Origin of the sequence: Chitinophaga skermanii, from assembly GCF_003259335.1 — a bacterium.
Taxonomy (GTDB): domain Bacteria; phylum Bacteroidota; class Bacteroidia; order Chitinophagales; family Chitinophagaceae; genus Chitinophaga; species Chitinophaga skermanii.
Window position 1 is genome coordinate 137,744 of record NZ_QLLL01000006.1, and the last position, 24,749, is coordinate 162,492.

19 protein-coding genes and 2 tRNA genes are annotated in these 24,749 nt (G+C 41.6%); 12 read left to right on the forward strand and 9 right to left on the reverse strand.

Translation table 11 applies throughout. The annotated features are described in order from the left end of the window. Positions 1-341 precede the first annotated feature (341 nt). Complete coding sequence (locus LX64_RS16305; protein WP_158538647.1) at positions 342-2,765, reverse strand: PAS domain-containing hybrid sensor histidine kinase/response regulator; 2,424 nt, start codon at positions 2,763-2,765, stop codon at positions 342-344. A gap of 226 nt (positions 2,766-2,991) precedes the next feature. Here LX64_RS16305 and LX64_RS16310 point away from each other — a divergent pair, with 226 nt between their 5' ends. The 5 genes from LX64_RS16310 to LX64_RS16330 all read left to right on the forward strand — a co-directional run bounded on the left by LX64_RS16310 (position 2,992) and on the right by LX64_RS16330 (position 5,881). Continuing rightward, complete coding sequence (locus LX64_RS16310; RefSeq protein ID WP_111598754.1) at positions 2,992-3,528, forward strand: YceD family protein; 537 nt, start codon at positions 2,992-2,994, stop codon at positions 3,526-3,528. Between the two features lie 31 nt (positions 3,529-3,559). Continuing rightward, positions 3,560-3,757, forward strand: a complete 198-nt coding sequence (gene rpmF / locus LX64_RS16315) for a 50S ribosomal protein L32 (RefSeq protein ID WP_111598755.1) — start codon at positions 3,560-3,562, stop codon at positions 3,755-3,757. A gap of 45 nt (positions 3,758-3,802) precedes the next feature. Beyond that, positions 3,803-4,753 (forward strand): phosphate acyltransferase PlsX, encoded by a 951-nt coding sequence (plsX, locus tag LX64_RS16320; RefSeq protein ID WP_111598756.1) that lies wholly within the window; start codon positions 3,803-3,805, stop codon positions 4,751-4,753. A 188-nt stretch (positions 4,754-4,941) separates the two neighbouring features. Next, complete coding sequence (locus LX64_RS16325) at positions 4,942-5,139, forward strand: hypothetical protein (RefSeq protein WP_111598757.1); 198 nt, start codon at positions 4,942-4,944, stop codon at positions 5,137-5,139. Beyond that, positions 5,129-5,881 (forward strand): tRNA(His) guanylyltransferase Thg1 family protein, encoded by a 753-nt coding sequence (locus tag LX64_RS16330; protein WP_111598758.1) that lies wholly within the window; start codon positions 5,129-5,131, stop codon positions 5,879-5,881. The genes LX64_RS16325 and LX64_RS16330 overlap by 11 nt, the downstream gene beginning before the upstream one ends. A gap of 89 nt (positions 5,882-5,970) precedes the next feature. Here LX64_RS16330 and LX64_RS16335 read toward each other — a convergent pair whose 3' ends face one another. From LX64_RS16335 to LX64_RS16350, 3 genes are all read right to left on the reverse strand, one after another. Continuing rightward, entirely contained in the window at positions 5,971-9,690 is a 3,720-nt protein-coding gene (locus LX64_RS16335) for a sensor histidine kinase (RefSeq protein ID WP_111598759.1), read from the reverse strand. A gap of 125 nt (positions 9,691-9,815) precedes the next feature. Further along, positions 9,816-10,583 (reverse strand): nucleoside triphosphate pyrophosphohydrolase, encoded by a 768-nt coding sequence (gene mazG, locus LX64_RS16340; RefSeq protein WP_111598760.1) that lies wholly within the window; start codon positions 10,581-10,583, stop codon positions 9,816-9,818. 628 nt (positions 10,584-11,211) lie between these two features. Further along, positions 11,212-11,973: a helix-turn-helix domain-containing protein gene (locus LX64_RS16350; RefSeq protein ID WP_211324830.1), complete on the reverse strand. Its 762-nt coding sequence runs from the start codon at positions 11,971-11,973 to the stop codon at positions 11,212-11,214. A 369-nt stretch (positions 11,974-12,342) separates the two neighbouring features. Between LX64_RS16350 and LX64_RS16355 the strand changes: the two genes are divergently transcribed. The 4 genes from LX64_RS16355 (at position 12,343) to LX64_RS16370 (ending at position 18,961) form a co-directional block, all read left to right on the forward strand. Then, positions 12,343-13,662: a TolC family protein gene (locus LX64_RS16355; protein WP_211324831.1), complete on the forward strand. Its 1,320-nt coding sequence runs from the start codon at positions 12,343-12,345 to the stop codon at positions 13,660-13,662. A 41-nt stretch (positions 13,663-13,703) separates the two neighbouring features. Beyond that, positions 13,704-14,765, forward strand: a complete 1,062-nt coding sequence (locus LX64_RS16360) for an HlyD family secretion protein (RefSeq protein ID WP_111598764.1) — start codon at positions 13,704-13,706, stop codon at positions 14,763-14,765. Between the two features lie 9 nt (positions 14,766-14,774). Beyond that, positions 14,775-16,358 (forward strand): MFS transporter, encoded by a 1,584-nt coding sequence (locus tag LX64_RS16365; RefSeq protein WP_111598765.1) that lies wholly within the window; start codon positions 14,775-14,777, stop codon positions 16,356-16,358. 323 nt (positions 16,359-16,681) lie between these two features. Further along, on the forward strand, positions 16,682-18,961 hold the full coding sequence (locus tag LX64_RS16370; protein ID WP_111598766.1) for a Tex family protein: 2,280 nt from the start codon (positions 16,682-16,684) through the stop codon (positions 18,959-18,961). A gap of 76 nt (positions 18,962-19,037) precedes the next feature. On the opposite strand, the gene LX64_RS16375 is transcribed toward LX64_RS16370, so the two are convergent. Genes LX64_RS16375 through LX64_RS16390 form a run of 4 tightly spaced genes read right to left on the reverse strand, consistent with a single transcriptional unit; the run spans position 19,038 to position 22,147 of the window. After that, a complete protein-coding gene (locus LX64_RS16375) occupies positions 19,038-19,568 on the reverse strand; it encodes a hypothetical protein (protein WP_111598767.1) in 531 nt (176 codons plus the stop codon). After that, on the reverse strand, positions 19,568-20,197 hold the full coding sequence (locus tag LX64_RS16380) for a carbonic anhydrase (RefSeq protein WP_111598768.1): 630 nt from the start codon (positions 20,195-20,197) through the stop codon (positions 19,568-19,570). Before LX64_RS16380 ends, LX64_RS16375 begins: the two co-directional genes overlap by 1 nt. A 57-nt stretch (positions 20,198-20,254) precedes the next feature. Next, positions 20,255-21,034: an enoyl-CoA hydratase-related protein gene (locus LX64_RS16385; RefSeq protein WP_111598769.1), complete on the reverse strand. Its 780-nt coding sequence runs from the start codon at positions 21,032-21,034 to the stop codon at positions 20,255-20,257. A gap of 24 nt (positions 21,035-21,058) precedes the next feature. After that, complete coding sequence (locus LX64_RS16390) at positions 21,059-22,147, reverse strand: DUF3667 domain-containing protein (RefSeq protein WP_158538648.1); 1,089 nt, start codon at positions 22,145-22,147, stop codon at positions 21,059-21,061. Positions 22,148-22,290: 143 nt separating this feature from the next. On the opposite strand from LX64_RS16390, the gene LX64_RS16395 reads away from it, so the two are divergent. From LX64_RS16395 to LX64_RS16405, 3 genes are all read left to right on the forward strand, one after another. After that, positions 22,291-23,145 carry an RHS repeat domain-containing protein gene (locus LX64_RS16395; protein WP_111598771.1) on the forward strand — a complete coding sequence of 285 codons (855 nt, stop codon included), beginning with the start codon at positions 22,291-22,293 and terminating at the stop codon, positions 23,143-23,145. Positions 23,146-23,342: 197 nt separating this feature from the next. After that, positions 23,343-23,415: transfer RNA gene (locus LX64_RS16400), tRNA-Gly, on the forward strand. A 26-nt stretch (positions 23,416-23,441) separates the two neighbouring features. Next, a tRNA-Leu gene (locus tag LX64_RS16405) sits at positions 23,442-23,527 on the forward strand. Between the two features lie 964 nt (positions 23,528-24,491). On the opposite strand, the gene LX64_RS16410 is transcribed toward LX64_RS16405, so the two are convergent. Then, entirely contained in the window at positions 24,492-24,749 is a 258-nt protein-coding gene (locus tag LX64_RS16410) for a hypothetical protein (protein WP_111598772.1), read from the reverse strand.

Below are 24,749 nucleotides of genomic sequence, written 5' to 3' on the forward strand. Positions count from 1 at the left end.
TCGACAGTTTGGGCTGAAAGGGTTTGTGGTATGAGGTTTAGGGCTTAAAAGTCGACATTTTGGGGCTTTTTGTAGTGTGGGAAAGGATTTGGGGAAAATGATGGTTCTTAGGCGTTTTTAAGGGACTTTATACTACATACCAAAAGGTTAACCAAAGTGTGGCTTCATGCTATTAATAGGGCTTAAAATTGATTTTTCAGAATCGTTTTCTGTTGTTGGCATTAGTATGGAGTTCGGGTGTGGAAAGTATTAATAGGGAAATATAGTATTATATCATTATAAAATTGAAAGGGTCTCTATTGAATAGAGACCCTTTCAATTTATATTTTATATCCATATTCCTACTGGTTGAGGAAGGCTTGCATTTTTTTGAGTTCTTCTTCGATGATTGGGAAGAATTTTTTTACTTCGGTATTGGCGTCTTGGAGCATGTGGTCGATTTCTTCGAAATCTTGGTGGGAACGAAGGTATAATTCTAAATTCTCCATTTTTTGGGTAACCCACGTTAGGCCTACCATAGAGAAGTTAGGTTTGATTTTGTGGACTTGGAACTTGAGTTGGTCTACGTCGCGGTTTTTAACCGTTACGTGGAGTTTTTCCAGTTCGTCTAAGATCGTTTGGACGAAAATATCAAATAGGTCGATCGCGTAGCTGATATTGCTTTCGTACAAGGTATTTAAGTAGCGTACATCCAGGCTGGGATGGAATTCGTAACCACTGATGTTTTGGACTTCCATTATAAATTCTGTTTCGTCTTCGTTCAAATATTTATTAAGCACCTGTAATAATTGATCAGGTGTGTAAGGTTTAGTTAATATATCGGTGATGCCAATCATGCGTGCTTTAGCAACGGTGCTGGGCATGGCGGCAGCGGTGGTGGCAATTACTGGGGTGGCTACGTTTGGTTTGCTCTCGTCTTCCCGGATCTTTTTTGCTAGCTCAAAGCCATCCATCCCAGGTATGCGTATATCCATTAGTACCAAGTCGAAATGCTTCGAATTCAAGAAATACAATGCATCCGGGCCATTGGTAGCCAATTGGTAATCAATTTTATACTTTTCTAACAAACTAATAATGTACTTCAGGTTCATTTGGTTGTCTTCAACCACCAAAACTTTTGAAGTACCGAAGTTTATTCTTGCGTATTTATTTTCAAACTCAGCGGATGCCATAAGGGGTTTACTCGTATCGGTAAATGGCAAGTTAAAACAAAAGCAGGTAGTATACACAGGTTCTTCTTCTACACCTATCTGGCCGCCCTGTAATTCTACCAACTGCTTAGCAATAGCCAAACCTAAGCCGGTACCACCATAGCGCTCGCGGATGTCCTTTTCTGCTTGCTTGTAGTTTTGGAAAATCAATTCCAATTTATCTTTCTGAATCCCAATACCCGTATCACATACACGGAATTTCACCCATACCACGTTCCCTACAATCTTATCCAGTATAACTTTCAACGCAATCTCCCCCTCTTTCGTGAATTTCTCGGCATTCCCCATCAAATTCATGAGAATTTGGTTCAACAACATATCGTCGCCCAATAAAAGGGTATTCAAGCGCTTGTCGACCTCCACGGTGAGCTGTATCGGGCGCTGGGCCAATTTTAATTGGAAGGAATTACGCATCGATTGCACCAGTTCCCGTAAATCGAACTCCCTTGGGTTCACTTCCAGCTTGCCGGCTTCAATTTTAGAAATATCAAGGATATCGGTAATAAGGCCGTGCAAAATATCCGACGAATGTTTAAGGATTTTAATGTATTCCTTCTGCTCGTCCGACAGTTCCGTTTCCCCTAGTAGGTGAGCCATCCCGATGATCGCGTTAAGCGGGGTGCGGATTTCGTGGCTCATATTGGCCAGGAACTCTTTTTGAATCCTTTGCGCTTCTTCTGCCGCATGGCGGGCTATTTCGAGTTCTTTTTGTTGGTTCTTTTGGGCGGTAATGTCCATATGAATCCCAACGCCGCCAATAGGCTTGCCGTTGGCATCATAAATATTACTGGAGCTGGCCAATACCCATTTGCGGGAGCCGTCTTTCAGCACAATTTCCATATCGTACAACAGGGGCACGTCCTTATCTACACGGTATTTACGGAGGTTGTGAGCGTATTCGCGGTGTTCTTCCGGTACAAAGAGGTTGGTAATGTTTTTACCGATTACTTCTTCTTCCGTATAGCCCGACATTCTACAAAAGCTATGGTGAACGCTGGTAATGTTACCGTGGATGTCGGTTTCGCAAATAGCGGCATTCAGCTGGTTTAGCACCACATTATAGCGGTTTGCGTAATCTTTAATAGCTTGTTGCTCACGCTTTTGTTTGGTTACGTCAACAATTTGCCATATACTGCCTTGGAAACTGTTTTTTTCGAATACGGGGATATAGCTAACTTCGCGTATCGCGTTATCGGCAAAAAGCAGTTCCCACCCAAAATGTGGCTTTTTCTTTTTGCGGAGTTCTTTCATTTTCGTTTCGAACGCACCGGGAAATAACATGTAAGATTTCATGTATTCGATAACGTTTTGATAGGGTTGCTGAAAGAATTCGCCTACAAAAGTGGGTAGATTGACAAAATAATCCAGGTAAACGTCGTTTGCCCAGATAAAACGGTGACGTTCATCTGTTACAATGATACCGGCGTTTGTATTTTGGAGGAAAGTGATAATGGGTAAGGACAGGATCGCGGGCTTCTCGCCGTGAAATTTGCCGTTGGGGCTTTTTCCGGAAAGAGAGTTTTTAAGTAAGCTGGATCTGCCTTTGATAGTCATATAATTAAAAAGATAGGGATATTTACAGGGTTCCATAGATTTTTCAACACACCGAAAATGCCTATTTAATGGATCGTTAACTGAGCTAAGTGGCTAAGGGTAAATATCTGATATTTTTACAAATATTTATATATTAAATTAGAATGCAGAGGTTAATTTACCGAAATTTTTGCATTTGCAAATATTTAATTACCTTTGCATCCCTCTAAAAGCGAGGATTTTTGTTATGAAACAACTCCGTGAATTTGACATAGCCTTTGTTGGTCTAAAACCCGGGGTTCATACGTTTCAGTACGAAATTAAAGATAGTTTCTTTGAAAACTATGGCCAACAAGACTTTACGGATTGCGATGCAACTGTAAAGTTAACCTTCGACAAGAAGAGTAACTTCTTCATGTTGAAGTTTGAAATTGGCGGAAAGGTTACTGTAACGTGCGACCGTTGCGGTCAGCCGTTCGAGATGCAACTTTGGGATGACTTCGACCAAGTAGTTAAATTGGTAGAAAATCCTGATGAGATGAACCAGGAGGAGGATCCGGATGTGCGATATATTTCGCAAACGGAATCACATGTAAACGTGGCGGATTGGATATATGAATTTGTAAATTTGAGTATCCCGATGCAGCGTATACACCCTGATGATGAAAATGGAAAGAGTGGTTGCGATCCGAAGGTACTAGAAATGCTGGAGCAAATGCGACAGCAATCAAATGAGGCTTCCAACCCAATCTGGAAAGGATTGGAGAAATTTAAAGACAATTAATATTAATCTGGACAATTAAAAACTAAATAAAATGCCAAATCCTAAACGCAGACATTCTCAGCAAAGATCAGCGAAGAGAAGAACGCATTACAAAGCAGTGGCTGATACTTTAAGTACAGACAGCGCTACTGGCGAAGTGCATCTGAGACACCGTGCTCATTGGGTAGAAAATAAGTTGTTCTACAAAGGTAAAGTTGTATTGGAAAAACAAGCCAACACTACTAAATAATTTTACTATTTTTACACCCGAGCTAACAGACAAATATTTAGTTGCATGAGAATCGGGCTTGATATGATGGGTGGCGACTTTGCGCCCCTAGAAGCTGTAAAAGGAGTAAAGCTATTTTTAGACACCGTTGCTACAAATGCGCACCTGGTGTTGATTGGTGATGAGCAAGCCTTATTACCATTATTAGCAGAAGCGCAGTTGGACCAATCAAAATATTCGATTGTTCATTCATCCCAAGTAATTGGGATGGATGAGCATCCTACCAAAGCGCTTAAGGAAAAGCAGCAATCTTCGATTGCCATCGGCTTTTACCTTCTCCAACACAAGAAAATCGACGCTTTCATTAGTGCAGGTAACACCGGTGCGATGATGGTAGGCGCGATCTATTCTATTAAACCTATTGATGGAATTCAACGACCTACAATCTCTACACCTGTTCCCCGCCAAAATGGAACCTTCGGAACTTTGCTGGATGTTGGTATCAATGCCGACTGTAAACCGGAAAACCTTGCTCAATTCGCTGTATTAGGCTCATTGTACGCCAAATGCATTCTTGGTATCGACAATCCAAAAGTTGGTTTGTTAAATATCGGGGAAGAAGAAGGTAAAGGTAACTTGCTTGCCCAAGCTACTTTCCCACTGTTGAAGGAAAATAAACACATCAACTTCATCGGCAACATCGAAGGCCGCGACGTCTTCAGAGAAAAAGCAGATGTAATTGTTTGTGAAGGTTTTACCGGTAACATTGTGTTGAAATTAGCAGAATCAATGTATGATATTGCGAAAGAACGCAACATCAACGACGAATACCTTGATCGTTTTGATTTTGAAAGCTATGGTGGCACGCCTGTACTCGGCGTTTCTGAACCTGTAATTATTGGTCATGGTATTTCTAAAGGCATCGCCTTCAAAAATATGATCAACCTTGCAGTGAAAATGATCGAGTCGAAGTTGCTGGACAAAATCAAAGAAAGTTTTACCAGCAAAGAGAACTAGCAAAATCCTCTCTCAAAAATATTTTTAACGCTGTTTCTTCATTGAAGCAGCGTTTTTTTATTGCCATTAAACGGGCGTTAGAGGCTAGATTTGGGCTTTACTTGCCACGCTCGGTTCGTCTACCTGTTCACTATTTCACTTCATCCAATACGCCCAAAACCCATTTAAAACGTTTAACCTACAACTGTATGCAAGCCATAATGGAAGAAAGTATACGCCGGAACGCATTACGCGAAGGAAAAGCGTATATTCAACCTATAGAGATATGGGCCACAGCTAAAAAACTAGTACCCCCCACCTATCGTGAAGGTTTCGACGAAATCTACACAGTTACCATGAACAAAGACAACACTTTTACCATTCAACCTACATCACATGAAATTTGAAGAATTAGACCAATTACTCCGCCAATTCGAATCGCTGAACGACCCGGTTGCTTTACCTGGTATGTATATTGTAGCTCGTTTAGATGGCCGCGGGTTTACCCAATTCACCAAGAAGAATAACGATTTCGAAAAACCCTTCGATCCTCAATTCAAAGAAAACATGCTGGCTACTTTACAACACTTAATGAATACAGGGTTTAAAGTAACCTACGGCTATACACAAAGCGACGAGCTATCGTTATTGTTTGATCTAAAAACAGGCGTATATGGTCGTAAAATCCGCAAATACACCTCCCTCCTAGCCGCCGAAGCCAGCGCGAAGTTCTCCTTGTTATGCGGACAAATAGCTACGTTCGATTGTAGAATAATTCAATTCCCCACCAAAGATTGGGTTGTAGATTATTTTCGTTGGCGCAATGAGGATGCCGCCCGTAATGCACTAAATGCTTATTGTTATTGGACAATGCGAAAAACTGGGATGGATGCCCAAGCCGTTACCGCCCAACTATCGACATTCACACAGGCAGAGAAAAACGAATTACTATTCCAAGCAGGCATAAATTACAACGAGGTACCCAATTGGCAGAAACGCGGTATTGGGGCCTACTATCATACTGTTACAAAAGCCGGTTATAATCCCTTGCAACAAAGTAATACGATTACGAGCAGGCTACAACTGTGCATCGAGGAAAACCTGCCCATGAAAGATGCATATAACGAACTATTACAACATATCATTTGATTAATATCGACATGTTAAGACCATGTTACTACATAAAAAAACGTTTACATTTTGTATGTAAACGTTTTTTTGAAAATTATATTGAAACATTACTCCGCCACCCCTTCAACCAAAGGTAAACGCACGAAGAAAGTAGTGCCTACACCTGCTTGGGTTTCGAACCAGATTTCACCGCGTGCTTGTTCTACAATGTTTTTACACATGGCAAGTCCAAGACCGGTACCGGAAGATTTAGTAGTGAAGTTCGGTACAAAAATCTTCGGCCGTACTTCATCAGGAATACCCGACCCGTTATCTTTTACAGACACCAGCACAAACTTATTTTCTTCCGACGATTGCATTTGGATACGTACTTCTCCTATTTGTTCTTCTGGCATTGCTTGGATAGCATTGAGGAGTAGGTTCGTAAATAAACGGTTCATTTGTGTTTTATCGGCCCACACATAAAATGATTGTGTAGGTTCCATGTAAATAACCTCGCATTCCGGCGAGCTGGCATATAAGCTGGTAAGCGAACGTAACATTTCGTTAAGTAATACAATCTCGTTATTAGCCTCACTAATACGTGCAAAGGCCGAGAAATCACTCGCTATGTTCGACAAGTGTTCAATTTGCTCTACCAATGTATTGGCTACTTTTTTAGATAACGCTTTTACATCCGGTGAATCATTGGCGATAGCTCGTTGTAAATACTGGATACTTAGCTTCATGGGAGTCAGCGGGTTCTTGATTTCGTGGGCTACTTGCCGGGCCATTTCTCGCCAAGCTCCTTCCCTTTCACTCTTCGCTAAACGCATGGCACTTACTTCAAGCTGCTGTACCATTTTGTTATATTCCTTCACCAGTACCCCGATTTCATCATTCTTATTCCATTCAATTTCATCGTTCCGCTGATCGAGGTTTACACTGCGTAAGCGGGCTGCCACTAAGGAGAATGATTTGGTGATACTATTCGTAATGGCAATGGCCACAAATCCCGCGATTAAGAAAATAAAGGCATTGATAATAATGAGTGTTACTAAGAAAGTTGAAATCTGTTGCTTCAATTCCGTTTGCGTAGCGAAGTACGGTACGTTAATGTAGGCGAATACATTGCCATTCTCGCGTAACGGTACATAGCCGGAAATAAACTGGAGCTTACCAATGCTTTCCGACTGTATAAATTGTATCCTATTTAAGCCCGATAATTCGTAAAACGCCATCGGGTCCATTTTGGTAGATTGTAACCCTTTTTGTGCAATCAATGGCTGTGTACCTAGTTGTTGCTGCCCATCTGTATCATAAATGTTGATATCTACACTGTGTTCATCAGCGATCTTCGTAATGGCTTTGAATAGTTCGGGTTGGAATACAGGATCGTAAATACCTTCCATGGCATCGAACATCTTCTGGGTAGAGAATATACCTTCTATATCCGTCGCTATTTCGTGCATGGTACTGCTGAGTTTCTCCCGGTTATCGGTTTTGTAGCGATCGATATAGAAAAGAATCGTGGTAACACCCACCACCAAAAACGCAAATACAACAATGAAGATGATGGTACCCTGCACCTTCCGGCGGATATTGAAGTTCAACATTTGCCGTAGGTTCCCCACGCGCATACGTGCTTTGATGAGTATATCGAAGATGCTGTAAATAGCGATGATGATAAGGAACAAGCAGAACATGTATGCGAACAAGGTGATGAATTCCGCGAAAGCACGGTTCTTCTTCACAATAACGGCCACTTTATCCTTGCTGGCTTTATAGAATAATAACGAATAGCCGTTTTCGCTTTTTAGTTGATAATCGCTGGTGGGAATATCAGAAGCGTAGAGCTTTACGGCGAATGGGTAATCGTTGTAGTTATTTACAAGTACACCTTTGTCGTATACAGCGTAAGAATAACTGCTATTGGGATCACGATTCTGGTCGAGGTTGTCGCCCTCGATTAATAACTCGGGATATAGCTTTTCCTTTTGTGCTACTTCTGGTGTAAGCATGTAAATTACATAGCCCAATGTAGTGCTGTCCTCGCGGTTAATAATACGCCTTTCGGCTATATAACTATAATCGGCAAAGCTGCGTTCATAATAATACAATCCCTTTGCGCTTACCGTTGATGGTAGTTCCGATTCGGGGAAGATAACGCGCTGGAAGGTATCGTACGTAAGAGAATCGTCGTTGTATAACGGTTGTTGATGCTCGTCGTACGTATAAATCGTTGTATTAAACTTATTGAGATAACCGTTGAAATACTTGGTTTTTAATTCATTCTTGAGCTCGTCGCGGTAGCGTTTCGATTTATTTAGGAAGAAGGAAGTAACGAATTCGTCGGTATCTAGGCGCTCTCCTACATCGGCCATGAGGGTTTCTAAGTAAGGGTCTTTTTGCTTGGAGATATTTTCTGCCATGCGCATTCTTACTGATAACTCTTTTTTGCCATTGTAGTAAATAAGTACAGCGGAGGTGGTGATGGTCATTACTAACATCCAGAATAAGAACGGCACCGATGCGGGGCTGCCTTCAAACTTTTGGGCGAGAAGATCGAGTAATACTACGTAACCTAGTACCCAAATCATAAGGGCTACAGAGTAACCTATTTCAGGGTTTTTGATACGCAACAACAACCACAATAAGCCGGTAATGGCCAAGAAAAGGTATTTACTGCGGAGCTGGAAGTTGGTTAATTGGTTTAAGAAGTAGTTAATGATTTGTGAGAAGAACAAGAAGTTAATCGCCACAAAGCCCAACACAATCGTACCAATTACACTGTATTCTGTTAAACTAAAGAAATCAGTTACGTCGAATGATATGCGCGAGTCGATTACCAAGCTCTGCATTAAATCAGAGAGGAACTGTCCTACTACGTACATCACAAACCCTGCTAATACAATAATCAACCAAAGTTGCCATTTCTTCTTTACTACAGGAGGTTTAATGGTACGCACATGTTGCCGGAAGAATAGGATCAACCAGAACACGAGTAATACGTTCAACATCAAATCACCCAAAGATCGAAATACATCATCCTTTGCATAAATAGTGGGCGAGAAAAGGTTCAATGTGGTAAGATCGAACGGGAATGGGTATACATATGTGAGTACCCTAAAGCCGATGACTACCACCAACAATAATAAAAAGCCCCATAATGGGTTGGCTTTCTTTGCCAATAACGTGGCAAATAGGTTGATGAAAATAAGGATACAGATGCACCCGAACGTAATTAGCAATACACTGGCTAAGCTGGGTGGCCGAATGAACGAGCCTGCATCGTAGTATAAGTAAAAGAGTATTTGGGTATTTGTTTCACTTAGAATAGGCAAACCGGGTGGGCGGGTATGAATAGTATATTCTTGCCCGATAGCCGATTTGTTGTAGAACTGGTTAACGAGATAGTTGTTGTTGATAGCGTACTCTAGGCGTACTGGAATTAATCCTACGAGGTATTGCTCGTGACCATCTTTCTCTCCTATTTTCTTCGCCAATTCTACATAGTACCCGTTCCGTAGATGCTGGAATGAAATCCCTTCTTTCGGTCTATCGGCCCAACCTTCCGGTAATACGGAGTTGGTACTCCAGAACGTCAGCCATTGCCCTTCACTGCTGATATCATATGTATACAGGTTCAAATCTTGCCGGTACAGCCAACTAAGTTCACTCGAGGAATAGCGCCGGTTCAGCAACTGTTGCATAAGGAGCGTATCGGTAGATAACCGCTCGAACTCGCGCTCGCTGGCATGAATGGATTTCTCGATACTTTTCTGCACCCCTTGCGGCGAGGAATAGTAAGCCCAATAGTTATTAAACCCGAAAGCGAACGTAAACATCCACAGGGCAATAATGATCAAATAACCGTTCCGGAAGACGAACAACCGTATTTCTTTAATATCTAACAGGGGTGACGATTTTTATAGGTGATAAATATGCTTCGCGGTGTGCGCAAGAAATATGCCTATTTCCCTATTTTTTTCACTTCATTCCATAAATCATCCATTTCTGTAAGGCTCATCCCGCTCAGCGTTAAGCCTTTTGCGGCCGCCATCTCCTCCATTTTCTGGAAACGGTAGATGAATTTCTTGTTAGTACGCTCAAGGGCATTCTCTGCATCTACCTTTAAGAAACGGGAATAATTCACAAGGGCAAACATTAAGTCGCCGAATTCTTCCTCTATATGTTCTGTGTTTTGTTCCGCGATAGCCTCCTGCAACTCACCCATTTCTTCCTGCACTTTGGCGTATACTTGCTCTGTTGTATCCCATTCAAAGCCTACTTGCTTGGCTTTTTCCTGTAAACGCATGGCTTTCACCAATGCCGGCAGTGATTTTGGTACACCCGACAGTACCGACTTCTTCCCTTCTTTCAATTTCAACTTCTCCCAATTCTGCTTCACCTGCTCTTCATTCTCTACAACAACATCGCCATAAATATGTGGATGGCGGGCGATTAATTTCTCGCATACACCTGTAATCACATCATCTATGTTAAAGCGGTTTTGTTCGCTACCGATCTTGGCGTAAAATACCAAGTGCAAGAGCAAATCGCCCAGTTCCTCTTTGATACCGTTCCAATCTTCTTCGGTAATGGCATCGGCGAGTTCGTAGAGTTCTTCGATACTGAGTTGTCGTAATGTTTGAATGGTTTGTTTGCGATCCCAAGGGCATTTTTCGCGTAAATCGTTCATGATTTGCAATAGCCGGGGGAATGTGTGACCTAGTTCCATGATTTGCAAGTTAGTTTTTTTGGCGTGAGGGGGTTGGGGGTATAAGATATTTTTTATGAGTGGAGGTACAGGTGGTTTCTTATATGTTTATTTTCTTGGTTTGCTATGGTCGCTCCGGGGCCGCTCCAGGGCCCCGTAATGGGTTCGGAATGTGGTTCTACGGGGGTGTTGCAGGGATGGGGCGTTGGGATGTGGGGGACTTTTTGGGGGGATGAGGCGTTGGGGGGTGGGTGCCCGTATAACCAAGTTTCCTTACCCATTACTGGAACGGGAAAATGCGGGCTTTTTGTCTTTTGGGGGCTTGGGATGTGTTTGATGTCTTTAATGGCCCGTGGAGGGGTGATTCTGTATGGGATTTGGGAGGGATTGGGTAAACTTGGTGATTTACAAGGGGGTGATATGGGTTGGGATGGGTGAATATATATCTACATGCGTAGAAATATGATGGGAATACGATCAAGATACTATGTAAGTACATGGATTTACATGGAAACTACATGGTTTTACTTGGAATTTACATGGAGATTACTTGGAGTTTACTTGGGGATTACTTTGGGTTTACTTAGTTGATACATGGTTGAAATAGGGTATTTATAGGTTGGGGATAGGGAAAGGTTTGATTGGGAGGCTATTTGCCGCGGGCTACGCCGCGGAGTTTGACGTATTCGGTGGGGCGGACGCCTAGGAGGCTGTTGAAGGTGTTACTGAAGGTGGGGAGGCTGCTGTAGCCGACCATCATGCTGATTTCGTTGATGCTCAGTTTGCTTTCTAGGATGAGTTCTAGGGCGCGCATGAGGCGGGCGATTTTGGTATATTGGAGGAAGGAGATGCCAAGGTCCTGGTGAAAGAGACGGGAAAGGGAGCGTTCGGAGAAGCCGAATTTTTTGGCGATGGCGGGGAATAAAAGGGGTTCGTCCAGGCTTTGGTTGATGTAGCGAATGATTTCTAGGAGACGTTTGTCTTTGGGATATGGGAGGGCTAAGGGGAGACTATATTTGCTAATATCGGGCAGGATGGCTTTAATGGCCATAATGAAGGTGAAATCGCGGGTTTGGGATTTGTCGATGTGTTTACCGGTCCATTGTTTGGTGTAGTTGAGCATATCTAAAAGCAGGTCGTTGGCGGGGTAAATGCCTACTTCGTGGTAGAAGGGGTGTTCGTTTTGTTTTACGGGGAAATAGAGGTTACGGAGAACAACGGTGGGTTTATTGGCTTTGATGCCGTGTTCTAGTTGTGGGGGGATCCACATAAAATGGCGGGCGGGAATAAAATAGGTCTTGGTTTTCGTTTCTACGTGTACGATACCGCCTTCTGTATAGAGGAATTGGCCTTTTTGGTGTTTGTGCATGGGGAGGTGTAATTCCAGCATTTTGTTATGGCTGCAATACACATCACTTGTAAAACGGTCGACTTCGACTAAATGTGGTAGTTTTTTGACCATGGCGGAAATGAATAAATGTTTGACTAATTTAAATAATCATACCTTTTAAAGGCGTCGTAATTTTGCATATCGAACAACGGGAATTATAAACATCCCGGAACTCCTAGTTCTTGCACGCACACATACCCATACTATATCACTTCATGGGACGCACCACGTAATTGGAAGAAGAAAAGCGTAGTACACCTATTCAAATTCCGGGCAATGAAATTGCCGGGGGTACTTTTTATGTGCATACATCAACTTAAGGAGCGTAGATATTGTTAAACATTTAGAAAAAACACGAACGAACATTGTATGAAACACAAAAGGTGTTGTTTGCAAAAGTACGTCATCTCCACGCTTAGCGGGCTGATGCTTTACATTTTTTCTTACAACCAAACTTTGGCACAGTCCAACTCGCCTATTCTTACGATTGATGCTGCTCTTGAACGCGGGCAAGATGTTAGTAAGCATATTTCTGCTGCGAAGATTCAATCCAATATCGCCGGCACCAAAGCCGATGATGCGAAAAACCTACGCATCCCAGATATTGAAGCACATACAGGGTATGCCCGCTTAACGGATTTGATTCAATACGATCGAGGCTTAAAAGATCCCGAAACATTTCAATCTATTTACGACAAGGTAGATTTTACGATGAAAGCCGGTGTGCCTGTATATGCAGGTGGCAAAATCAGTCACATCATCAAAAAAACAAAACAAGAACTCGAACTCGCACAGCTTAATACCAATAAAACTGCGCGCAACGTACGCTTGGAAATTAAAGGTTTGTACCTCACCATCTTCAAAATGATGGAAATGCAACGACTCATCCGCGAAAATATCAAGGAAGAAGAGGCCCGTTTAAAAGAAGTACAAGCACTCAAGAAAAACGGCGTGGTTACACGCAACGAAATCTTGCGAGCAGAACTACAACTCTCCGAACAACAACTAAATCTTACAGCTGCTACCAACAACGTAGCCATCGCCAAACACCAATTACAAGTACTACTTGAATTGGAAGACGACTTCAACATTGATACCAATCAACTTATTCACGAACCTTTTGCCACTACTTCATTCGAAGCCAATTTGCACATGGCACTGCAAATGCAAGATGACCTGAAAATGCAAGCGCAAGAGGTGAAAATAAAAGAAACGGATAAACGTATCGCGAAAGCGGCATATTATCCAACGGTAGGACTTTTCGGTAGTTACGGTTTAAATTATCCTAACTACTTCTTCTTCCCACCGGCTAACAACTGGTACCGTTTAGGCATGGCGGGTGTCGACATCAGCTTCAACATCAGTAACCTCTACAAAAACCGCAAGAAAGTAAGCATTGCAGAACAGGCTATCAACTTACAAGAAGTAGAAATGGACGCTGTAAAAGAAGCGGTAGAAAACAGGGTGCACCAAGCATCGGTAAAGTACAATGAATACATTCAACGTATCGACATAACCCGTTTGGCTATTGCACAAGCAGCAGAAAACTACCGCATTGTTAAAAACAAATACTTAAACCAATTAGCACTGATCACCGAGATGATTGATGCCGACAATTCGCTACTGGAAGCTAAATTCAATGCATCCGCAGCACGCATCGATACACAGATTAAGTTCTACGAATTACAATATGCTATAGGCGTACTGTAATTCTTTCATCCAACATTCAGCATTTTACTACCAAAGGTTATATGAAACAAAACGAAACACCAAAAACCGAAAAACGAAAAAAATTCTTTAATGCGCTTGTCGTTACACTCGCTTCTGTGCTTGTAATTGCCGGTATTATTACCGGTGTATGGTTCTTCATTTTCTACCGTACGCACGAACAAACGAACGACGCGCAAATAGATCAATATATAACACCCATTGCCGGTCGTGTTACAGGGTATATCAAGGAAGTTCGCTTTATTGAAAACCAGTTTGTACATGAGGGCGACACCTTAGTGGTGATCGACAACCGCGAAAATGCATCTAAGCTGGCGATGGCAGAAGCCGATTTAGAAACGGCGCAAAAAAACATTAACGTATTGCAAGAGGGTGTATCTGCATCAAGCAGCACTATTGCTGTGCGTAAGGCGCAACTAGATGCATCGAAAGCACAATTATGGAAGGCTGAACAGGATTACAATCGTTACAATAATTTATTAAAAGAAGAGGCCGTAACAGAACAACAATTCGAACAAGCAAAAGCTACCTACGAATCTGCGAAGGCACATTATAGAGAAATACAGAACAGTATTGTGAGTAACGAAGTAAGTACAACAGAAGCTTCTTCCCGCATTCCTTCTGCACAAGCAGTAATTAAGGCAAGAGAGGCTGCGGTGCAAAATGCTTCACTCTTCTTATCATATACGGTGGTAATTGCTCCTTATGATGGCTGGGTGGGAAAGAAAACAATACAACCGGGCCAACTTGTGAAAGAAGGACAAACATTGGTTTCCATGGTTAGTAAAGAGAAATGGATAACAGCGAATTTCAAAGAAACACAGGTAAAGAATTTATATGTTGGTCAGCCCGTTACCTTTAAAGTAGATGCTTTAGGCAATGAAACTTTCCATGGTGTGGTAGGCTCACTTTCTCCCGCTAGTGGTGCAAAGTTTAGCTTATTACCACCCGATAATGCAACGGGTAACTTCGTGAAGATTGAACAGCGTATTCCTGTTCGTATTGAGTTGAGTGATAGCGATACTATTACGCAGATTATGCGTGCAGGGATGAACGTAGTGGTGACCGTAAAAGATAAAAAGTAAGGAAGCAGCATGAAAGCCGGATCAGTTTTTAGAGAATCCATACCGGGTTGGTTGATCAAAGCAGGACTTGTGTTCTGTACTTTGCCATCGACTGTGCTGCTTGGTTTATACAACTCGAATGCTACTTATACATCGGGGTATTTGGGTGTAGAACCGGAGGACATGCAATTCATCATGTCGATCACATATGGTGCATTGATTGCCACTATGTTGATAGAAAACCGTTTTTACCGCTTCTTTGCTACACGGAATTACTTGCTGGGCATTAGCGTTTTATCGGTATTGGCATTGATGTTAAGTGCGTATGTGAAGAACTTTACACTATTTATATTTTTGCGGGTATTTGATGGTATAGTGATGGCTTTGCCGGGCGGGGTGATGATACAATTATTACTGACGCGGTTTAAGTCGAAATCGGCGAGGATTATCGTGTTTTCGTTCTTTTACAGCACCTTGTTATGTTCGCCGGCTATTATTGCGAACATGGTAGCCTTTACATTAGATCGTTGGGATTGGCGGTATATGATTTACGGGGCTGTGGGCGTTCAGCTTTTCGGGATGTTGATCATATTGCTCATTTTTAATAATAACCGCTTACACCGTTCGTTACCACTTTATCAAATTGATTATGCGGGGTATATACTGTTATTGGCTGTATTGCTATGTGGCACTTATGTGTTGGTATACGGTGAAAAACGGTATTGGCTGCATGCTTGGGATATACGGTTATCATTAACGGTTACCATAATATTCAGCGGGTTATTCATACTCCGCCAACGGTATGCAAAGCGACCATTATTCAATTTTGATGTACTGAAAGATCCGAACATACGATCGGGTTTGTTAATATTTATTGTGCTGTATACTTGTCGTGCTACCTTGAACATGGTACATGCTACCATGGTTCAAGTGTGGCATTGGGAGCAGTTATACATAGCACGGGTGCAATGGATAAATGCAGGAGGCGTGGTAATCGGCATAGTATTGGCGGGATGGTTATTAGCGCGGCAGTTCCCCGTACGGTATATTTTTTCCATCGCCTTTGCGGCAATGGCGGTGTATTTGTTTTGGTTTAGATGGTTGTATAAATTGGATGTGGGGATTGAAGACATAGCCTTACCTTATATGTTGCAAGGCTTTTCTGTGGGATTTATTTTCACGCCGTTGGTGTTGTTTATCGTATCACAGGCACCGGCTCATTTATCGCAATATGCGACCCGTGCAGGTGCGGCTACCCGTTTTTGGGGTACGAGTCTTGGGTTTTGCATCACCCATAACTTACAAGTATTCTTACAGCGTAAACACTATATTTCATTATCACAATATGTAACAGGAACGAACCCTATCGCCGAAGGCCGTATAGCGGCAGCAACACAGAGCTTTATAGCAAAGGGTTACCCGGCCGACCAAGCTGCGAACTTGGCATTTCGGCAAATAGATGGTTCGGTACGGGCACAGAGTATATTGCTGGGGAACATGGAGATATTTACTTACTTGGGGATATTTGTAGTGTGTTTTATTGTATTGATATTATTTAATAATCATTTACGTCATACCTATAACTTATTTAGGAACAAAATATTTGGCTATTAAGGCTGTATGACATTAAATTTTGCGTTATGAATGTAAAGGAACAAACACGACCGTTTGTTCCTTTTTTTATGGGATAAATATTTTTGAAATAAATACAAGTAAAACCTGGCGTATAAAGGACTGTTTGGCTTACTTGTAGTTCGTTATCAATTCATTATAAAAAAATAAAAAGTATTTATTCACTGTTAATTTCTTTTTCTTTGTAGCTGGTTCATTTTAATTAGATTTGCGCCCCCGGGTATCCTTAAAAATGCCCTTCGAAAAATTAGCAAGATTGTATGCTTGATAAAAAAGGTGATACAATAGATCCAAAATTTTTTAGTATGAATGTAAAGCACATAGAGCTTATATCCGCTGAGCTGGGCATTGCCAAAAAGCAAGCTGAAAACACCATGAACTTGCTGGCAGAAGGTTCTACTGTTCCTTTTATTAGTCGTTACCGTAAAGAGGTAACAGGTAGCTTAGATGAGGTACAAATTGCCCGTATCGAGGACCTGCAAAAGCGTTACAAAGAAGTAGACGATCGCCGTGCCTTTATTATTAAAACAATCACCGAGCAAGGTAAATTAACCCCTGAGTTGGAAGAGAAATTGGAAGCCACTTGGGTACTTACTGAGCTTGAAGATATTTATTTGCCATACAAACCGAAACGCAAAACCCGCGCAACCGTGGCGATTGAAAAAGGTTTGGAACCATTGGCGAAATTGATCTTCGAACAGGAAGAAGCAGCCCCGGGAACTGCTGCCGAAGCATTTATCAATGAACAAGTTGCCAACTCGGACGAAGCATTAAAAGGAGCACGTGATATTATTGCAGAATGGATCAACGAAAACGCTGAAAGCCGTGATAAGCTTCGTAAGCTCTTCAACAATACCTCTTCCCTTGGTTCTAAAGTAATTGAAGGTAAAGAGGAAGAAGCCGCGAAATACAAGGATTATTTCGACTTCAAAGAAGATTTTTTATCCATTCCATCGCACCGTGTGTTAGCGATTTTACGTGGTGAATCGGAAGGCTTCTTATACGCCACGATTATGCCCGTAGAAGAAGATGCGATTGACATATTGAACAAACAATACATTACCCATAGAAACGGCAGTAGCGAACAAGTTGGTAAAGCTATTACCGATTCATACAAACGCTTGTTACGCCCTTCATTGGAAAACGAGTTCCGTGCTTTAGCGAAAGAAAAAGCCGATAGCGATGCCATTGAAGTATTCGCAGAAAACTTGCGCCAGTTGCTGCTCGCCGCGCCACTTGGTCCGAAAGCTGTTATTGCAGTTGACCCGGGTTACCGTACAGGTTGTAAAGTGGTAGCCTTGGATGACCAAGGTAATATGTTGGATAACGACGTTATTTACCCGCTTGAAAAGAATTACAAGCGCGACGATGCCGAAAACTTATTGCGTAATTGGGTAAACCGCTACGATACCCAAGCCATTGCCGTAGGTAACGGTACAGCCGGTAGAGAAACGGAAGAATTCATCAAAAAAATCGACTTCGGTAAGAAAGTAAACGTGTTCATGGTGAACGAGAGCGGCGCCTCTGTGTATTCTGCATCAGAAGTAGCCCGTGAAGAATTCCCTGACCATGATGTAACTGTTCGTGGTGCCGTGTCAATCGGCCGTCGATTAATTGATCCTTTGGCGGAATTGGTGAAAATTGATCCGAAATCAATTGGTGTTGGTCAATACCAACACGATGTAAATCAATCGAACTTAAAACAAAGCTTGGACCGCGTAGTAGTAAGTTGTGTAAACAACGTAGGTGTAAACTTGAATACTGCCTCTAAGCACTTGTTAGCCTATATTTCTGGTTTAGGTCCATCTTTAGCCGACAACATTGTTAAATTCCGTAAAGAAAACGGTGCATTTAAGAACCGTTTGCAATTGAAGAAAGTGCCTCGCTTAGGCGAAAAAGCTTTCGAACAGTGTGCGGGCTTCTTACGCATCGAAAACGGCGACAACCCGCTTGATAACTCTGCTGTTCACCCTGAACGTTACAGCATTGTAGAAGCGATGGCGAAAAAGCAAAACACCACTGTTAGCGAATTAATGAGTAAGGAGGAATTGCGTAAGAAGATCAATGCGAAAGAATACGTGAGTGAAGAAGTGGGCTTATTGACTTTAGAAGACATCTTAAAAGAATTGGATAAACCTAGCCGTGATCCACGCGACGAGATTTCTATCTTCGAATATGCAGAAAACATTAAAAGCATGGAAGATGTGAAACCAGGCATGGTATTACCGGGCGTGGTAACCAACATCACAGCCTTTGGTGCATTCGTAGATATAGGCGTAAAACAAGACGGTTTAGTACACATTTCTCATCTTTCCAACCGTTTCATCAGCAACCCTAATGAAGCCGTTAAATTGAACCAAAAGGTACAAGTAACCGTGTTGGAAGTAGATATTGCACGTAAACGTATTTCATTATCTATGAAAGACAATGAGCCTGCACCGGCAAAAGGAGCAGTACGAGAGCCACGTAGAGATAATCGCCCGGCTAATAATAACAATAACAACAAACCGAACAACAAAAAGCAAGATGCGCCCGTGAACGATTTCCAAGCGAGCCTCGCAGCTTTGAAAAATAAGTTTAAATAACATAAACTGTAAGAAAAAGAAACACCCTCTTCCTAAACTGGATAGAGGGTGTTTCTTTTTTATGTAAAAGATGGAATTAATTGGTTTCTTCTTCCATCTTCAACTTCCATTTCTTCATTTTATCGGGGTACGACGTATCTCCTTTTTCGGCGTACAGCCTTACTACTTTATTCTTCGCAATACCGAGATATACAATATCTTTTCGCATATCTACAGCAATGGCCGCTTCGTCCTGTGCACAGTTATGTGGCTTACAGCCTTCATTGTACAATACGCCTTCTTCGATTTCTATTGGAGGCATTACTTGGTATCGTTGTAAGAAATCGTTTTCATTTTCTTTGGAGCCGAGTAATTGTCGCCAACGCTTTTTCAAAGGCTCCATATCGAGCAGGTGAATTTCGTGGGCGTATTTGCCGTTGAGGGATTGGAAGTGTTTCCAAGACTCTACCATCACCGGGATAACGGTTGTATCCTGGGCAATGATCATCGTATCGGTATTCATCATCACCATCGAATCCGGTGAAGCATGTACTACATTAGCGGGCGGCGCCTGTTGGCACGCAAACAAGGTGGTAGTTATCCCCCATGTAATCAATAGCTTTCTCATTACACGTCGTATTCATAAATTGGATCAATATGTGTACCTGGTGGCATATGAAAAACGGGATTGATAATACCATCTTTCAAACCGTACACCCAACCATGTAAATGCGGGCGTTGTTCCTTATGCCATGTTTCTTGAATGGTAATGGTTTTGGCCAAGTTCATCACTTGTTCTCGTACATTCAATTCAACCAGCCGATCTGCCCTCGCCTCTTCATCGGCAATAGCATCGAGCTCGTCGCGGTGGAAGCGGTATACATCTTTGATATTATTGAGCCAGCGGTTAATAACCCCGAAGCTTTTATTTGTCATGGCAGCTTTCACCCCGCCACAACCATAATGGCCTACAACAAGGATATGTTCAACCTTTAGAATGGTAACCGCGTATTCGAGTACCGTTAACAAGTTCATATCTGTATGTACCACCATGTTAGCCACATTGCGGTGCACGAAAATTTCGCCGGGTTCGGTATTTGTAATTTCATTTGCCGGTACGCGGCTATCGGAGCAGCCGATCCAGAGGAACTTAGGAGTTTGCAGTTCCGAGAGGCGTTTAAAGTATTCAGGGTCCGCTTCTACCCTTTCTTTCGCCCAAACTTTGTTATTTGCTAGCAATTGTTCAAAGACATTCATTGTATTCAGTTTTAACGTCAAACAAAACGGGTACATCAAACAACGCTACAAATGTACTTACCTTCCTTTAAATACCGGTGCCCGTTTTTCTACGAAAGCTTGCATACCTTCCGTTTGATCTTCGGACGCGAACAGCAAGTAGAAATTCTTACGTTCGAAATGCAACCCTTCTTCTAATGTGGTATCGAATGATTTTAATACAGCTTCTTTGGCCATTTTAACCGCTAAAGGGCTCATTTGCGCCACTTCAGCCGCTAGGCGAAACGCTTCCTCCAAGAACAATTCTACCGGCACTACACGGTTAATTAGGCCTGCTTGTTGGGCTTCCCTGGCAGAGATGAACTTCCCAGTTAGCACCATTTCCATAGCTAGGGCTTTCCCTACGGCACGGGTTAACCGTTGCGTACCTCCGGCCCCTGGCATTACACCGATTTTTATTTCGGGCTGACCGAACTTAGCTGTTTCGCTGGCTACGATCATATCGCACAACATGGCTAGTTCGCAGCCTCCACCGAGGGCGAAACCGCTAACAGCGCCAATGATGGGCTTTTTTGTTTTCTTGATCGTGTCCCATGTGGAAAACTGGTCGATATTATACATATCGATGGCTGTTTTACCTGCCATTTGTTTAATATCTGCCCCAGCAGCAAAGGCTTTATCGTTGCCACTGAGTACAATTACGCGGGTGCTATCATCGGCATCGAGTTCTTTCAAAGCATCGCGTAATTCGCCCATGAGTTGCAGGTTAAGTGCATTTAGCTCCTTTGGGCGGTTTAATTGAATGTGCGCTACATGGGGTTGCGCATCTTTCTTCACGATAATAAATTCGGGGTGCATGGTGTATGATTCGTTTTATATAAACTAGATAAATGCAAATGTAAGAACAGCGTAACACGCTAACACTAAGCTGATAACCATTATATACAAGAAGGTTATGCCCACCGCTTTCCAGAATGCTTTACTCCATGTACCTCCATATACGGTATGCAAGGAAATAAGCAAATACAACGGGATAACGATCACAGCGATTGTAGTAAAGAACTCCACATGTAGGAAGTGATTACCAAGCGCTGCTATCAGCATCACCAAGAATACGAAGCAATGGTAATGCAAGGCGAAAATGGCGTGATCGATGTATAAGAAACGTTTTCTATCGTAGAATAATTTCAGAATCAATGCGAACAAAGGCAACAGGAAGAACATCACCTTCGACAGGTTATGCATAAACTTATCGGCCAAAGCAGGTAGGAAGTTATTGCCGTATTTCTCCCTGGAATAAACTACTTGGATGAAGAGTCTCCTTGTAAAGAAGCCGTCGCGTTTTTCTGGCGCCAGGGCTAATTGAGCCGCTTCGTATTCTGCCACGGTTTTATAGAACTTGCGTTTCTCGCTGTTCATAACAACGAGAGAGTCGTACTCCATGTAATCTTTCTTTATCTTAACCGAGTCTGGCAATGCGCCTGCTTTATTCAGCTGGCGGCTGACATCTGCCAAAATGGAATCGGCCTTTTCGTCATCAGACTTTACTGTATGAACAGCTTCTTCGGCATGCTTTAACGTATCGGAAGCGGCCCTTAATTCCTTCTTTTCTTCCTTTTTAGACTTGTTATGGTTCACTTCAAGCGGGTCGAAATGTGGCCTAATCATGCCATTTACGACGAAGAAGATAAAAGAAATGAAGATATATAGCTTGATGGGATTTACGTATGAAACGCGCTTACCGGCACTATATTCGGCGGTGAGCTTTCCCGGTTTGAAGAATAGGTACTTGAGAGTGATCAAGAATTTGGAATCGTAGTGCAGGACGTCGGCCACGAAATGGCCTACGAGGTGCGAGAACGATTCTTTAGGATTTGCATTCTCCTGCCCGCAATGCGAGCAATAGCGATCTTCGACGTTATGACCGCAGTTCAAGCAATTTTTTTCGTGTCGTAAGTGTTCTGAGCTCAAGGGAATTCCAGGTTAAGATGGGTCTAAAGATATAGTGAAATAATTAAAATAGCTATATTGGCCTTAAGAAATAACGCGAAGAACATACGTTTTCTATTAGCTTGAACGTTAGTACTTTTGCGCCATCAATGCATATTTGATCTATGAACAAAAAGAGCCTATTTACCATTCTTGCTTGTTGTATGGTTGTATTCAGTGCCAAAGCACAATATTACTACCAAGATATTTACAATACGCAACAGACATCGAAGAACCTATTACTGTTGAAATCTAAGAATGTGAGCAAGCAAACTGTAAAGAGTTTGGATGCGAACATGGAGAATGACAATGATTTTTATTGTGAGCGATTGCTGACGAAGAATTATAATGCTTTGCGGTCATTAACGAAATCGCCATCGACCGGGATGTCGAGTATGACATCTTCTTTTAATAGTAAGGGCTTGCTGACCCGTACGGTTGACAGCAGCGCGGGATCCATTTCGAACGTGAAGTATTCGTACGACAATGCCGGCAGATTGATTTTTGTTGAGGGCAGTAGTCAAGCGAGGGGCGAGAAATATAAAGTGGGCGAAAGTAGGCAGTACGTGTATGATAGCTTGGGGCTTCTTTCTTTCATGATTCATAAGAAAAGCATGAATCCATCTGACTCTACAATTGTAACCTTCAAGCGAGATGAGAAAAACAACATCATAGAAGAAATGGAAACGGGCAAAAATCTCCCGGGTGCAAGGATTTACTACAAGTACGATGACCAAAATAACTTAACCGATGTATACCGCTATAACGCGGCGCGGAAGCGTATGTTACCGGATTATATGATGACATATGATGCGAAACAGCAATTGGTGGAAATGACAACAGTAAATTTGAATACGGGAGAATACTTAATCTGGAAATATCAATATGCGGATGATGGATTACCATCTCGAGAGATGTGTTATGGTAAGGAAAAGGAGCTGTTAGGTATAATAAAATATACGTATTCGTACTTCAAGTAATAAATTTTTTACAGGCCACAACCCTGTGCTGTGGCCTATTTCAAAGATTTTCGCAAAAAAATATTTCGAAAATTCAAGAAAAAAATTTGCAGAATCAAAACAATTCCTATCTTTGCAATCCCAACGAACGAAACACACATACGGCGGAAACGCAGTGTGGTACTAGGAAAGAGGGAAAAGTTCTTTAGAAACAACAAGCGGAAGTAGCTCATTTGGTAGAGCACAACCTTGCCAAGGTTGGGGTGGCCGGTTCGAGCCCGGTCTTCCGCTCAAAAGTAAAAAGTGATACTTTTTACACCGGGGTGGTGGAACTGGTAGACACGCAGGACTTAAAATCCTGTTCGCAGCAATGCGAGTGTGGGTTCGATTCCCATCCCCGGTACAAAAGAAGCGGACGCTTCTGAGAAATTAAAAGGCAACGATGCAAATCGTTGCCTTTTTTTGTTAAAATATTTATCAATAAAGCATCATTTAACAATGATTGTCGACTATTTAATTCTTTTGATCATAGATTAATATTCTACTACTTTTTTTGATAACTTTCCAAATTCACAATTATTAAAGTAATTAAGGTTTCCACTTCTCATCCAGAACAATCCTATTTACAAAGCCAGCCTTGACAAATACATTTAATCCCAATTTTGTTATTATTTCAACTATACTCTCCCTTCCATAATTACTTTTGTTGGGCAATTTGGAAGCAGTAAAACATTGGATGATGGATTCATTTAATTGAAGCTTACTGTTTCTTAGTTTGAGGTATCGATTTAGAAAACATGGATTTACTCTATATTAACTAAAAACAAATAGGTCATTATAAAATAGACTCACAGAAAGAAACAATTCAGAAGTTTCTGATTTCCGGGAACCACCAATAATTCATATATCATTGATGCTTGATGCTAATAAATGAATATAAAAGTTCTAAATAAGCCTCACCCAACTCTATTTTCCCATCCATATTACCTCTCCTCCATGACAGATTTAAATCTCAAAACGCGTTCAAAGTATCTCCATCCATCGGTACAAATATAAGAAGACACTTCTAAGAAATAAAAATGGTAACAAGAGTCTTTAACTATATTTCATTTTTTAAGTAGAAATCTATTCTCACCAAGCTATATTTTCATTTAACCGTTGTATCTTTTAATTCCACCAAAAGTATAAAATACTAATAATCCTTAATTATTAAGTTTAGTAGAATTTATAAAAACCAAAGCATTGCATGAATTTACAGTACTTTGGTTTTTATTACTAATTCAAATTCGCATTATTGAATCTAAACATTGTGGTAACAATATAAAACTTATTATGTTTTTTGTGCGCAAGCAATTGCTCCGTGCCTATCACTTATCAATAATAGTCAATACATCTCCACTTTTTAATAAGTGTTCATTCAATAATTCAACTTGGCATGCAAAAACATTTAAGTCCAAAAATTCCTTTGGCTTTTCAAATGCTATTCCTATTATTTTGATCCATAAGTTGCGCTTAGTTTCTTCTAGCTCTAAATTTATTCGTGGAAATACATCTATGGGAAATTCCATGATTGCAATTATGCCTAAACTAGTATTAAAAACTTCTAAAATATTAACTAAACCCAT